Genomic DNA, 13222 nt, shown 5'->3' on the forward strand with positions numbered 1-13222 from the left:
GTTCTCACCTGCGGGAGACACGGGATGATTACGGTGGAGGGGTGGCGTCCGAACCCCAGCAGCTGCCAGCCGTCCACGAGGCGTGGCTTCCGCGTGAGCACGCGTTGCACCGTCCCCGCCACGGTGGCAGGCAGCTGACCGCGCTGATCAGCGCGCTCCTGTTCTTCACCACCCCCGCGCTGCTGTGGGTGTCCGGCGTGCGGCCGGGCGAGATCGAGAACCACAAGCTCGCGAGTTTCCCCGGCCTCGACAAGGGCTGGGGATTCTTCACCGACCTGCCGACCTGGGCCATCGACCAGCTGTCGTTCCGGCCGGGCGCGATCGCCGCCGCGGACGCGATCAGCCGCGGTGTCTTCGGCGAGGGCGCCCCGCTCGACCAGCCGCCACCGCGGCAGCGGGCAGGCCCGATCCCCGCCCCGCCGGCGCCGACGCCGTCCAAGACCGCGCCCACGCAGGGACCGACGCCGAACGTCGCGTCCGGCTATCGCCGCGTGGTGCAGGGCCGCGACGGCTGGCTGTACTACGGCTACGACGCGGACGCGAAATGCGATCCGTCCCGTCCGCTGACCGAGACGATCGCCAGGATCAACGAGTTGCGGCGCGCGGTCGAGCGGTCCGGGAGGCGGTTCGAGCTCGTCGTCGCGCCGGACAAGTCGACGATGGTCCCGCAGTTCCTGCCCGAGACCTATCCCGGCAAGGACTGCTCGCGGTCGGCCGAGGCGGCCACCTGGCACCGGATGCTGAAGGACGCGCGCGCGATCGACCTGCGGCCCGAGCTGCGCGCGTCCGAGGGCCGGGTGCAGCGTCCGGTGTACCCGCCGAACGACACGCACTGGGCGGACGAGGGTGCGCTGGTGATGACCCGCGCCATCGCGAACGCGATCAAGCCGGGTGTCACGCGGACCTGGGTCAGCGTTCCCGTCGGCCAGTACGACACCGTGGCCGATCTGCCCCCGCTGATCAGCAAGCAGGGCACGAAGACGAACACGCTGTACAGCCTCCGCCCGGACGGTGTCGTCGAGCGGGCTGGTGAGCCGAACGGCGACATCGACCGGCCGGTGTACCGCACGGCGAGTCCGCTGATCGGGACCGTGGACGACAAGATCCTGATCTACGGCGACTCGTTCACGAAAGCGTCTTCTCGGTATCTCTCCGGCGCATTCACGAATTTGACGATGCTGGCGCACTTCACCCAGAAGACGTCGCGCGCCGAAGCCGTCGACGCTTTCGTGAACGCGAACGTGGTGGTCGTCGAGGCCGTGGAGCGAAGCGTGGCCGGCGGTCAGCTCGCGTTCATCGACCCCGGTTTCCTCGAACCGGTCAAGAAGGCCTTGGCCGAACACCCGATCCGCTAGGGCTCTGGGTCGGAAGTGGCAGGCGAGGCGTGCTTTCCGTGCAGCTCGGTGCAGCTCGTGAGTGGCGAAGAGGCCACGTATTCGCTTACTTACGCGGGTGTCGACGATGGAGGAATCGGGACGTCGAGTGTCCCGATTCCTCCATCGCCGGGGGCGTTCGGGGCTCGGTGTTCGACGCGGAACCGCGAGCTCCTGCCGCGCAGCCACGCGATGAGACGGCAGACCAGGTAGATCACGAACGAGATGGCCGTGACGAACGCGCTCACCGGTTTCCCCGGCGCGAGCGAGAGGATGATCCCGCCGAGTGCCGCGATCTCCGCGAAGACGATCGACAGCACCGTCGCCTTCCACGGGCTCGCCGTGACCCGCGCGGCCGCCGCGGCCGGGGTCACCATCAGCGAGACCACGAGCAGCGCGCCGACGATCTGCACGCCGAGGGCGCTCGAAATCCCGACCAGCACCGCGAAGATCAGCGACAACAGCCGCACCGGCACACCACGCGCCGTCGCGACCGCCGGATCGACCGTGGCGAACAGCAGCGGCCGGTAGATCACCGCGAGCACCACCAGGACGACGACCGAGGCACCGACGAGCAGGTTCAGGTTGGTCGAGTCGATGGTGATGATCTGGCCGACGAGGATGCCGAACTTGTTGGCGCTGCGGCCGTCGTAGAACGACAGAAGCAGCACGCCCATGCCGAGGCCGAAGGCCAGGATCACACCGATCACGGAGTCGCGTTCGGACTCGCGGCCGCCGAGGAGCCCGATCAGCAGGGCGGCGAGGACCGCGCCCGCGAGACCGCCGAGTTCGACGCCGACACCCAGCAGCAGGGCACCCGCCGCGCCGGTGAAGGCCAGTTCGGCGGTGCCGTGCACGGCGAACGACATCCGGCGCATGACCACCAGCGGGCCCAGCACCCCCGCGACCAGGCCGAGGACGGCGGCCGCGAGCAAGGCCGTCCGCACGAAGTCGAGACCGAGAAGTTCGCCGGTCAGGGCGAAGTCGAACATCTTGTCCACGGTGCTAGCCGGCCCGTTCGTCGATGTGGTGGGGTTCGTCCTCGCACAGCGCGCTTTGCGCCCCCGCCACGTGGATCTGCCCGCCGACCTTGAGCACCTCGATCCGCGTGCCGTACAGCTCGGACAGCGTCTCCGAGTTCATCACCTCGTCCGGCTTGCCGATCCGGAACTGGCCGTTCACCAGATAGAGCACCCTGTCCACATAGGACAGGATCGGGTTGATCTCGTGGGTGACGAACAGGACGGCGGTGTCCGCCGATCGCCGTCGCTCGTCGATCAGCTCGCTGACCGCGCGCTGGTGCGCGAGGTCGAGGGAGAGCAGCGGCTCGTCGCACAGCAGGACCTCGGGGTCGCCGACCAGCGACTGCGCGACGCGGAGCCGCTGCTGCTCGCCACCGGAAAGCCGCCCCACCGGCTGCTTCGCGTACGCCTGGGCGCCGACGGACTCGATGGCCCTCGACACCAGTTGACGTCGTTTCGAAAGCCCGAAGAGGCCGGTGCCCCACCGGTGCCCGTCCAGGCCGAGGCCGACCAGGTCCACCCCGCGCATCGTCAGGCCCTCGTCGAGGGCGCGCTGCTGCGGGATGTAGCCGATCCGCCGGTTCGTCCCGCCGGGGCGCCGCCCCGCGATCTCGACCGTGCCCTCGGGCAGCCCCTGCTGGCCGAGCAGGACCTTGAGCAGGCTGCTCTTCCCGGAGCCGTTCGGCCCGAGGATCGCGAGGAACTCACCGGGCTCGACGTCCAGGTCGAGCCCGGACCAGAGGGTCCTGGAGCCGAACGCGAGGCTCGCCCCGCGGACATGGACCGCGGGGCGCGCCCCGGCAGGTACGGAAGTCACTACTTCAGTGCTCCCGCCAGCGAGTCCACTTCCTTGGTCATCCATGCAATGTAGTCGGTCACACCCTGCGGAAGCGTTTCGGTGACGTCGACGACCGCGATCCCGGCGTTCTTGGCGTCACCGACGACCTGCTGGGTGACCGGGGTGGTGGTCTGCGCGTTGTTGACCAACGCCTTGACCTGCTTGGCCGAGATCAGCTGCTTGACCTCGTTGAGCGCGGCGGCGGGCACGTCCTGCTCCGCTTCCACGGCCTCGGCGAAGGCGGGCGGGGTCGCGTCCGTGACCTTCGCGCTTTCGAGCAGGTAGTGCGCCACGGGCTCAGTCGCGACGACGTTGACACTCGCGCCGTTCGAGCCGCCCAGGCCGGAAACCTTCTTCAGCAGCTCCTGGGTCTTGCCCTTGAACGCGGTCGCGTTGGCGGTGAAGGCGTCCTTCGAGGCGGGCTGGATCTCGCCGAGCTTCGCGGCGACCTGGTCGGCGATCTTCTCGACGCCGGGCAGGCTGTACCAGACGTGCTCGTTCTCGTCGCCGGTCGCGGCGATGTCGACGGCGACCAGTTTCTGCGCGCCGGCGGCCTGGTCGGCGAGCTTCGAGAAGAAGTCGTCGTAGCCGCCACCGTTGGACAGCGTCAGCTTCGCGTTCTTCGCGGCGATGGCGTCACTCGCGGTGGTCTCGTAGGAGTGCGGGTCGGCCGAGGGGTCGTGGATGATCGAGGTGACCTCGACCTTGTCGCCGCCGACGGCGGTCACGACGCTGCCCCAGACGTCGGTCGAAGCGACGACCTTGATCTTCTCGCCACCGCCCGGGTTCGCGGCGGACGCGTTCTGCGAACCGGAGCCCGTCGACGGCTTGTCGCTCGACGCGCAAGCCGTCGCGCCGAGCGCGAGGACGGCCAGGGCCGACACGGCCGCGAAAACACTTTTGGTACGGCGGGAATTCATTTACTGCACTCCTGCGGATGCCCAGGCCAGTGTCACCGACGCCAGGTAATGGAAACCGTTGTCAGATTCAACTGTACCCCATTCGGTTGACCGGGCCCGCCGCGCTGGTAGGCGCTGTACCCAGGGTCACTCTGAATCGAGACCTGCCACACGTCGGGTGATGCTTCTGCAAAACGTTCTGAACCGTTACGGTTTGCGGATGGGCCGTCCTATCCGCACCAGGAGGCAGGCGACACTGGCGTCGTTGGCCGCAGAGCTCGGTGTGTCGAGGACCACCGTCTCGAACGCCTACAACCGACCGGACCAGCTGTCCCCTGAGCTGCGCCGACGCGTCCTCGAGACCGCGCGGCGCCTCGGTTACCCGGGCCCCGATCCGGTGGCCCGTTCGCTGCGGACGCGCAAAGCCGGCGCCGTGGGTCTTTTGCTCACCGAGAACCTCTCCTACGCCTTCCGCGACCCCGCCGCCATCGGCGTGCTCGAGGGGCTCGCGCTGGCCTGCGAGGACGCGGGCGTCGGCCTGCACCTGGTCCCGGCCAGCCCCGGCCGCGAGGACGTCGCGGCCGTGCACCGCGCCGGCGTCGACGGTTTCGTCGTCTATTCGGTCCCCGACGACGACCCGCATCTGGGTGCGGTACTGGAGCGCCCGGTGCCGACGGTGATCGTCGATCAGCCGCGTGTGGACGGTGTCGACCGGGTCGGCCCCGACGACGCGGCCGCGGTCACCGCGATGGCCGAACACCTCATCTCCCTGGGACACCGGCAGATCGGCGTGCTGTGCATGCGGCTCGCCCGCGAGCGCAACGACGACTTCGTCTCCATCCAGCGGCAGAGCGCCGCGCATTTCCACGTCCAGCGGATCCGACTGGAGGCGCTGGCCACCGCGTTCTCCGCGGCCGGGGTCGACTGGGCGACGGTGCCGGTGGTCGAGCGCTTCGACCACACCGTCGATGACGGCGCCTCGGCCGCACGGCAGCTTCTCGACGCGTATCCGCAGGTCACCGCCGTGATCTGCACCTCGGACATCCTCGCGCTCGGGGCGCTGGCCGAGGCGGAACGCCGGGGACTGCGGGTGCCGCAGGATCTGACGGTCACCGGTTTCGACGGCATCACCGAGGCCGAGCGTTCCGGGCTCACCACCGTCCACCAGCCGGTGCTCGAAAAGGGCAAGGCGGCGGGCAAGCTGCTGCTCAGCTCGGCCGACCGGGTCGGGCCCAAGGTGATCACCCTGGCCACGGAACTGCGGGTCGGCCGTACGTCGGCACCGCCGCGGACGGCCGAAGAGCGCTGGTTCGGACCGTGACGTGAGCCCCGAGGTGCCGGTGTCCTCCGGCCCGTCCGGTCCCCCTGGGCCGGTGACCTCCATCGACGTACTGCTCAAGCGCAATCGAGACCTGGGCGATGTCACCCCCGGTGACCGTTCTTCCCCGAGGCCCTCGCTTCAGGTGACGATCCTGACCTGCATGGACGCCCGGATCCGGGTGTTCGAGATCTTCGGCCTGGTCCAGGGCGAGTCGCACATCCTGCGCAACGCGGGCGGCGTCGTCACCGACGACACGATCCGTTCGCTCGCGCTGAGCCAGCGGAAACTGGGCACCCGCGAGGTGCTGATCGTCCAGCACACCGACTGCGGTCTGTCCATGGTCACCGAAGACGATTTCAAGGACGAACTCGAAGCCGCCAGCGGACTCCGGCCGACCTGGTCGGTCGAGGCGTTCCGCGCGGTCGAGGACAGCGTGCGCCGGTCACTGCAGCGCGTCCGGCGCAGCGACTTCCTGCCGCACACCGGCCACGTGCGAGGCTTCGTCTACGACGTGAAGCTGGGCCGCCTGACCGAGGTCGGACAAGGGTTTTAAGCTGGTTCCGTGGGCGTCGACGCGGATGTGCTGACCGAATGGTTCGACGAAGTGGGGCGCGATCTGCCCTGGCGGGAACCGGATTGCACCGCCTGGGGGGTGCTCGTCAGCGAGATCATGTTGCAGCAGACGCCGGTCGCGCGCGTCCAGCCGATCTGGCTCGAGTGGATGGCGCGCTGGCCGGTGCCGTCGGCGCTGGCGGCGTCGTCGCAGGGCGAGGTCGTGCGTGCCTGGGGCAAGCTCGGCTACCCGCGTCGCGCGTTGCGGCTGCACGCCGCCGCGGCCGTCATCGCCGCCGAACACGGCGACGTCGTTCCGTCCGATGTGGACACTCTGCTCGCGTTGCCGGGGATCGGCGCGTACACCGCGCGTGCGGTCGCGGCCTTCGCCTACGGCAAGCGGGCGCCGGTGGTGGACACGAACGTCCGGCGCGTGGTGGCCAGGGCGGTGCACGGCGCGGGTGACGCCGGGCCGCCGTCGAACACCCGTGACATGGCCGACGTGGAGGCGCTGCTGCCGCCGGAGGACGCGCCGGCCGCGAAACTTTCGGCGGCGCTGATGGAACTCGGCGCGCTCGTCTGCACCGCGCGGTCACCGCGATGCGCGGACTGCCCCCTCTACGAAGACTGCGCCTGGCAGCACGCGGGCAGACCCGCCTACGCCGGACCCGCGAAACAGGTCCAGAAGTTCGCCGGGACCGATCGCCAGGTGCGCGGGCTGCTGCTCGACGTCCTGCGCGGAAGCGAAGGCCCGGTCGAGAAGGCACGGCTCGATCTCGTGTGGAGTGAATCCGGGCAGCGCGACCGCTGCCTCGACTCCCTGCTGGTCGACGGCCTGCTCGAACAGACCAGGGATGGCCTGTTCGCCCTCCCCGGCGAGCACTAACACGTTACGACAAAAGCTGGTCAATGGTTGTCATCGGCGCGCCGGCGGGTTACTTTTCCGGCCAACGCGCATGATGGGAGTTTCGCCCGTGGCCGACTTCGACCGACGTACCGCGCTCAAGGGCGGCTTGACGGTGAGTGCCGTCGGGCTACTGGGAACAGCGACGATTTCCGCCGCCGACGCGGCGTCCGGGGTGCCGGAACCGAAGATCCACGGCACGGCCGCGTGGGGCGCACGGCCGCCGAACGGCGCGATCGAGGTGCAGAACCACAAGCCGACGTACATCGTCGTGCACCACACGGTCGAGCCGGGGAACGTCACCGACTACACGCTCGAACACGCCTTCTGGGCGTCGCGGGCCATCCAGAATTTCCACATGGACACCCGTGGCTGGATCGACACCGGCCAGCAGTTCACGAACAGCCGCGGCGGGCACATCACCGAAGGGCGGCATCGCAGCCTGGAGATCCTGCGTGGCGGAACCCGGCATGTGCTGGGCGCGAACGTGGGCAACAACAACAGCACCTGCATCGGGATCGAGAACGAGGGCCTCTACAGCAAAGAGGACGTCACGCCGGCACTCTGGAACTCGCTGGTGAAGCTGGTCGCGTACATCGCCTCCCGGTACGGGATCTCGCCGGAGTTCATCAAGGGACACCGCGACTTCAACTCGACCGAATGCCCGGGAACCGTGTTGTACGACCGGCTGCCGGCGCTGCGCACCGAGGTCGGGAAGCTGCTGGGCGCCTCGACGCCCAAGGTGGGCCCGCCGGAGTGGCCGCTGCTCAAACCCGGTGACAGCGGGCCACGCGTGCGGACGGCTCAGGAACTCCTGCGGGCCCGCGGTTTCGCCGTACCCGTCGACGGCCTGTTCGGACAGTCCACAAAGGACGCGGTCGCCGCGGTGGCGGCGCGGCACGGGCTGGAGCGGGACACCTGCGGCGCGACCGCGGCGACCGACGAGACCGGCTTCCTCGGCTCCGACGTCTGGCCGCTCATCGTCGGGTCCGGCACCGATCCGCGGGCGCTGAAAGCACGACTCGCCGGCTGAACAACAGCGGCGACAGGACGATCAAGGCGGCACACCAGGGAAGCAGGTCCGTTCCCAGCGGCAGCAACAAGCCGCCGATGAGCGCTCCCCCGGCGACGGCGCCGTTCCAGGCCGCGATCGTGAGCGACTGGGCGGCGTCGGCCGTGGGGCCCGCGAGCAGGGCGGTGACGGCCTGGAAAGCGGTCGGCGCGCCGCCGAACCCCAGGCCCCACAGCCCCGCGGCGGCCAGCACCAGACCGTGGACCCCGTCGCTCACCCCCAGTAGCACGATGGCGGTGGCGGTCACGGCGGTGCAGGTCAGCAGCACGGCGCGAGGACGGCCGTCGAGCGCGGAGCCGACCGCGACCAGCCCGCCCACCGCGGCACAACCGAACACCAGCAGGGCCGCGGCAGGCAACGTCGCCGCGCCGAGCCCGGCGAGCACCGGCCCGATGTAGGTGTAGGCCACGTTGTGCCCCAACGAGAACAGCGCCACCGTCGCCAGCACGGGCCGCATCCCCGGCAACCGTGACGCGGCCAGCGGCCGGGTGGTAGCCACCGGATCCGAGGACCCGGTGGCTACGGCGGGCACCGCGACGAGCACCCACCCCAGCAGCGGAACGGTGATCAACGCCATCGCGGCGAACGCCCAGCGCCAGTCGGCCAGTTCACCGAGCGCGGTACCGGCGGGCACGCCGAGGGCGAAGCCGATCGGGGTGCCGGACATCGCCACGGCCAGCGCGCGCCCGGTGCGTCCCGGCGGGGCGAGCCGCATCGCGTAACCGGCGACGAGGGACCACATCACCCCGGTCAGCGCCCCGGAGACCACCCGCGTGGCCAGGATCAGCGGGTACGACGACGACACGGCGATCACCAGATTGGTGATCAGGAAGCCGGTGATCAGCGCCAGAAGCAGCCGTTTGCGCGGCACACGCAGCGTCGCGCCGGTGAGCGGGATGGCGGTGAGCGCGGTGGTGATTGCATAGACCGTCACCAGCTGGCCGGTGGCCGACGGGGACACCCCCAGCTCCGCGGACATGCCCAGCAGCAACCCGGCGGGCAGCACTTCGGTGAGGCAGCCGAGGAAGACCGTCGTCGTCAGCGCGAGCAGCGCGGGGAGGGGCGGCATGCCCCGACGATCGCTTGCCCGGCGTCGCGCGGGGTAGTCCCTGGCGGGTATGCCGCCGCGTTATCGGCCGGGGATAACCCCACGGCATGACCGGCTGACAGTGCCGCGCGCGGCACGGACGGACGCACGATGACCGGGCATCCTCCCCCGTAGAGAGAAGGCTCGTTCATGACCGTGCGGATTCGGTGGCAGGAGCCATTGTGCACCGCGTTGCTCGCCACCACGATGATCGGCGCCTGCCCGGCTTCGGTGGCGGCCCAGCCGGAACCCGGCAGCGACGGGTACGTGCACGTCTCACCCGACGGCACCGTCCTCGGCCCCGATCCTTACTACCCGAAGGACGGCAACGGCGGTTACGACGTCGACAAGTACTCCCTCGCGTTGGACTACGCGCCGTACGCGATGCTGTTGAGCGGCAAAGCGACGATCACCGCGACGGCGACCCAGGACCTGAACCGGTTCGACCTCGACCTGCGCGGGCTCACCGTACGATCGGTCACCGTCGACGGCGTGGCCGCCGCGTTCCGCCGGGCGGGCGAACACGAACTCGTGATCACCCCGCGGACCCCGCTGGCCGCGGGCAAGCGGTTCACCGTCGTGGTCGACTACGGCGGGCGCCCGGAGCCGATCGCCACGGCACGCGGCCGGGTCGGCTGGCTGGCCGCCTACGGCGATTCCGCCGTGGCCACCGGGCAGCCGCGTTCGGCGATGACCTGGTTCCCCGTCAACGGCACCGAAGTCGACAAGGCCACCTTGCACGTCTCCGTCACCGTTCTGGAGGAATTCTCCGTGCTGGGCAACGGTTCCCCGGTCTCGGACGTCCCCGCGGGCGCGGGACGGCACACCGTCACCTGGGCGGAGGACTCCGCCCTCGCACCGAGTACGGCGATGCTCGGCATCGGGCGCTGGGAGGTCGAGAGGATCACGCTTCCCGGTGGCCGGACCGCGATCAACGCCTACCATCCGTGCGCGACGGGCAAGCGCGAACTCGGCGGCAAGCTGCCCGAGGTGCTGGAATTCCTCACCGGGAAGTTCGGCGACTACCCGCAGTCGGCGGCGGGCGGGCTGTTCCTCGACCGTTCCCTCGGCTACACGCACGGCGCCCAGACCCGGCCGGTGTACGGCCGCGCGGCCACCATCGCCGACCTGGTGTACGCCACCGCGTACCAGTGGTGGGGGGCCGGTGTGAGCGGCAAGATGTGGCGCGACGCGCTGATGCCCGAAGCCATCGCGCAGTACGCGGTGTGGCTGTGGGACGAGAGCGAGAACGGGGTCGACCTCGACCGGCGGTACCGCGAGCTGGTGGCCGGGGTGAGCGGTGACGCGGGCTTCTGGGCACCCGAACTCACCGATCCCGGCAAGGGCACCGAATTCGCGCCCACCACCAAAGCGGTGCTGATGGTGCACGCGCTCCGGCGGCTCATCGGCGACGACGCGTTCTTCCAGATCTTGGCGGGATTCCCGATGATCAACCCGCAGGGAAATCAGGACTGGCACGACTTCGAGCTCTACGTCTCCGCGATGACGCAGCTCGACCTCGGCGAGTTCAACCGGGCGTGGCTGCACAGCACGGTGCGGCCGCCGGACGACCTCCTCTTTCCCGGGCACTGACGGACCTCGTGAGTGCACGAGTACCTGAAGGTCCCCTTCAGGTACTCGTGCGGGCAAAGACACTGGCACCTGAGCCGCCGCACCGATGCGGCGAATTCGGGTGATCGACCGGACGTCACGCGTGATCAGGTGGACGTCACGCGTGACTGGATGGACGGCACACGCGCGGCCGGGATCCGCCGGGAGTCGTCCGCCTGAACACGCGTGTCGTCCGTCCAATCACACGAGACCGCCGTCCACGCACCGGCAGTCCGTACCCAGGACCGTCCTCACCACTCACGGGTCCTGTCCAGGTACGCCGCATAGACCGGCGCCGTCTTCGCCTCGGCCCAGTACGCCTCGACCACCGCGGAGATCAGCTCCGCCCGCCGCCCCGCCACGAAGGTCTCCTTGTTCCAGGCGAGCACATGCCTGCGCGGCAACACGTTCCCGCGCAGCGGCCGGGTCACCAGGCCTTGGTTCCGCGGATCGCAGATCGGCTGCGAAAGCCCGATCGCGCCGGACCGCACCACCAGCAACGCCACCTGCTGCGAAGTCACCTGATGGGCGACCGACGGGCTGAACCCGTGCCGCACGCAGGTTTCCACGAAATACCTGGTGAACGTGGCCGCCGATGAGTCGGACACCATCACCCAGGCTTCGTCCCGCAGCGCCCGCAGGTCGATCGTCTCCTCGCCCGCGAGCGGATGGTCTTCCGGCAGCAGGACGAAGGTCGGCTCGGTCGCCACCACCGCGGTGTCCACGTTCGCGGGGATTTCGAGCTCGTAACCCGGATAGTCCTTGACCAGCCCCACTTCCGCACGCCGCTGGGCCAGCAGAGGCAGCAGCCGTCCGGGGTGGTCGTCGTGGACGACCTGCACCTCGGAGATCTCCGGCCACAGCCCGGTCACCAACGACGGCAGACGCGCCACCAGCGCGCTCGCCACCGCCGCCACCCGGACGACGCCGGGCGGGCCGCTGGGACAGACGCGCTGCTCGAGGTCTTCGAGCAGTTTGTCCAGCTGTGGCAGCAAAGCGGCGGTGCGGCGTAACAGCAGTTCGCCCATCGGCGTCGGTGTCACCCGGCCTTCGCGCCGCTCGAACAGCTGATAGCCCAGCATGTTCTCCAGCCGCTTGAGTTGCGCGGAAACCGCGGGCTGGGTGACACCGAGAGCGATCGCGGCACGGGAAAGGCTGCCCGTGTCCGCGATCGCCCGGATCACCCGCAGGTGGTGGACATCCAGCTGTACGACGTCGAACTCCTTTGTCACGAACGGGTTTTCGACCCGCCGAAAGAAGTCATGGCCGAGGGAAGCACCGCGGACGCGGTTCGTCTGCCGAGCAGAATATACAGCAGAAAAGCACCGAAAACGGAATTCACCGTCGGGATTCCCCACGGCAGCCAGCTGCCCACCGCGGCCCCGGCCACCCAGCAGATCAGCCCGGCGGGAACCCAGGACGGGCAGGTCGAAGGCAGTGCTCCGGACGCGCGGCCGGCTTCCAGTTCCGGTTTCCAGCGCCGGACCACGTAGTACTCGGCGATCACCACCCCCGCCACCGGTGGTGTGAGCACGCCGACCCAGGTCAGGAAGGCGGTGAAATGGTCGAGGATGCCGATCGCGGAGAGCACCGTGCCGAGACCGCCGAGCAGCAGCGTCGCCGTGGTGCGGTCCAGCCGCCGGGACAGCAGCACCTGCACGGCGTTCACCAGCCCGAGCGAGGACGAGTAGAGGTTCCAGTCGTTGATCTTCAGGATCGCGGTGACCAGGATCAGCGTGCCGAGCACCCCCGACGACGAGGTGATGATCCCGACCACGTCGGCGCTTTTCGCCGCGTGCGCGAGCAACACCCCGATCAGGCCGATCAGGTACTGGCCGAGGGTGACGCTGACCAGGGTCTGCTTCACCACGTCGGACGCGGTCCGGTTGAACCGGGTCATGTCCGGGGTCATGATCGCGCCCATGATGAACGCGCCCGCCACCAGCGTGGTGCCCTGCGCCAGCGACATCGACGGCCCCGGCGGCGGTTCGGACATCAGCGCGGGCAGCGAATGGTCGTCGAGGGCGGTGATGATCGAAAAGCCCGCCAGCGCGAGGAAAGCGGGCACCGTGAGATACGCCGTCCAGGCCATCGCGTGGAAGCCGACCACGACGATCGCGGTCACCAGCGCGCCGCCGGCGAGCGCCCACACCCACACCGGCGGGCCGCCCATCAACGCGTGCAGACCGTGGGCGAACACGTCGTTCTGCACGCCGAACCAGCCCGCCAGGCTCACCGTCATCAGCAGCCCGACCAGCGAAGAACCGCCGGTGCCGAAGCCCGCCCAGCGCGCGAGCACCGACGTCGAAAGTCCTTCCCGGGTGCCCGCGACGCCCATCAGGATGGTGATGATCTCCAGCAGTACCGAACCGATCGTGATGGCCAGCACCGCGTCCCGGAAGGTCATGCCGAAGCCGAGCACCGCGCCGAGCAGGAACTGGTGGAACGAGGACACCTGCCCGAACCGTTGCAGGGCGACGGAAATCCAGGAGTAGCGGCGTTCGGTGGGCACCCGGCGCAGCGAGAAGTCGTCGTGGTCCACG

At 69.6% G+C, this 13222-nt stretch carries 12 protein-coding genes; 6 read left to right on the forward strand and 6 right to left on the reverse strand.

Features of this window, described 5'->3' with window-relative positions; genetic code table 11:
* Positions 1-41 precede the first annotated feature (41 nt).
* Positions 42-1355, forward strand: coding sequence for a hypothetical protein (locus tag P3102_RS34415; RefSeq protein ID WP_276364826.1), 1314 nt, complete (start codon positions 42-44; stop codon positions 1353-1355).
* A gap of 89 nt (positions 1356-1444) precedes the next feature.
* On the opposite strand, the gene P3102_RS34420 is transcribed toward P3102_RS34415, so the two are convergent.
* From P3102_RS34420 to P3102_RS34430, 3 genes are read right to left on the reverse strand one after another with little or no spacing between them, the layout of a single operon-like run.
* A complete protein-coding gene (locus tag P3102_RS34420) occupies positions 1445-2374 on the reverse strand; it encodes a metal ABC transporter permease (RefSeq protein ID WP_276364827.1) in 930 nt (309 codons plus the stop codon).
* 4 nt (positions 2375-2378) lie between these two features.
* Positions 2379-3212, reverse strand: a complete 834-nt coding sequence (locus P3102_RS34425) for a metal ABC transporter ATP-binding protein (RefSeq protein WP_276364828.1) — start codon at positions 3210-3212, stop codon at positions 2379-2381.
* The gene (locus P3102_RS34430) at positions 3212-4153 is read right to left on the reverse strand and encodes a zinc ABC transporter substrate-binding protein (RefSeq protein ID WP_276364829.1); all 942 of its coding nucleotides are present in this window, start codon (positions 4151-4153) and stop codon (positions 3212-3214) included. The genes P3102_RS34425 and P3102_RS34430 overlap by 1 nt, the downstream gene beginning before the upstream one ends.
* Before the next feature lie 199 nt (positions 4154-4352).
* Here P3102_RS34430 and P3102_RS34435 point away from each other — a divergent pair, with 199 nt between their 5' ends.
* From P3102_RS34435 to P3102_RS34450, 4 genes are all read left to right on the forward strand, one after another.
* Entirely contained in the window at positions 4353-5453 is a 1101-nt protein-coding gene (locus P3102_RS34435) for a LacI family DNA-binding transcriptional regulator (RefSeq protein WP_276364830.1), read from the forward strand.
* Positions 5454-5505: 52 nt separating this feature from the next.
* Positions 5506-6006 carry a carbonic anhydrase gene (locus P3102_RS34440; protein ID WP_276371481.1) on the forward strand — a complete coding sequence of 167 codons (501 nt, stop codon included), beginning with the start codon at positions 5506-5508 and terminating at the stop codon, positions 6004-6006.
* Positions 6007-6015: 9 nt separating this feature from the next.
* A complete protein-coding gene (locus tag P3102_RS34445) occupies positions 6016-6891 on the forward strand; it encodes an A/G-specific adenine glycosylase (RefSeq protein ID WP_276364831.1) in 876 nt (291 codons plus the stop codon).
* An 88-nt stretch (positions 6892-6979) separates the two neighbouring features.
* The gene (locus tag P3102_RS34450) at positions 6980-7942 is read left to right on the forward strand and encodes an N-acetylmuramoyl-L-alanine amidase (protein WP_276364832.1); all 963 of its coding nucleotides are present in this window, start codon (positions 6980-6982) and stop codon (positions 7940-7942) included.
* Here the strand turns inward: P3102_RS34450 and P3102_RS34455 are convergent.
* Positions 7887-9050, reverse strand: coding sequence for an MFS transporter (locus P3102_RS34455; protein WP_276364833.1), 1164 nt, complete (start codon positions 9048-9050; stop codon positions 7887-7889). The two genes, P3102_RS34450 and P3102_RS34455, sit on opposite strands and share 56 nt — an antisense overlap.
* 168 nt (positions 9051-9218) lie before the next feature.
* On the opposite strand from P3102_RS34455, the gene P3102_RS34460 reads away from it, so the two are divergent.
* Entirely contained in the window at positions 9219-10661 is a 1443-nt protein-coding gene (locus tag P3102_RS34460) for a M1 family metallopeptidase (protein ID WP_276364834.1), read from the forward strand.
* A gap of 269 nt (positions 10662-10930) precedes the next feature.
* Here the strand turns inward: P3102_RS34460 and P3102_RS34465 are convergent, their stop codons facing one another.
* Together P3102_RS34465 and P3102_RS34470 are read right to left on the reverse strand one after the other, a co-directional pair.
* Positions 10931-11911 carry a LysR family transcriptional regulator gene (locus P3102_RS34465; protein ID WP_276364835.1) on the reverse strand — a complete coding sequence of 327 codons (981 nt, stop codon included), beginning with the start codon at positions 11909-11911 and terminating at the stop codon, positions 10931-10933.
* Entirely contained in the window at positions 11908-13221 is a 1314-nt protein-coding gene (locus tag P3102_RS34470) for a cytosine permease (protein ID WP_276364836.1), read from the reverse strand. The genes P3102_RS34465 and P3102_RS34470 overlap by 4 nt, the downstream gene beginning before the upstream one ends.
* Position 13222 lies beyond the last annotated feature (1 nt).

Source organism: Amycolatopsis sp. QT-25 (genome assembly GCF_029369745.1).
GTDB lineage: Bacteria > Actinomycetota > Actinomycetes > Mycobacteriales > Pseudonocardiaceae > Amycolatopsis.

What these genes read in the sequence shown, in the direction of transcription:
- P3102_RS34455 (WP_276364833.1), bottom strand. Translation starts at nt 9,050, where the DNA reads ATGCCGCCCCTCCCCGCGCTGCTCGCGCTGACGACGACGGTCTTCCTC.
- P3102_RS34430 (WP_276364829.1), bottom strand. Translation starts at nt 4,153, where the DNA reads ATGAATTCCCGCCGTACCAAAAGTGTTTTCGCGGCCGTGTCGGCCCTG.
- P3102_RS34460 (WP_276364834.1), top strand. Translation starts at nt 9,219, where the DNA reads ATGACCGTGCGGATTCGGTGGCAGGAGCCATTGTGCACCGCGTTGCTC.
- P3102_RS34435 (WP_276364830.1), top strand. Translation starts at nt 4,353, where the DNA reads ATGGGCCGTCCTATCCGCACCAGGAGGCAGGCGACACTGGCGTCGTTG.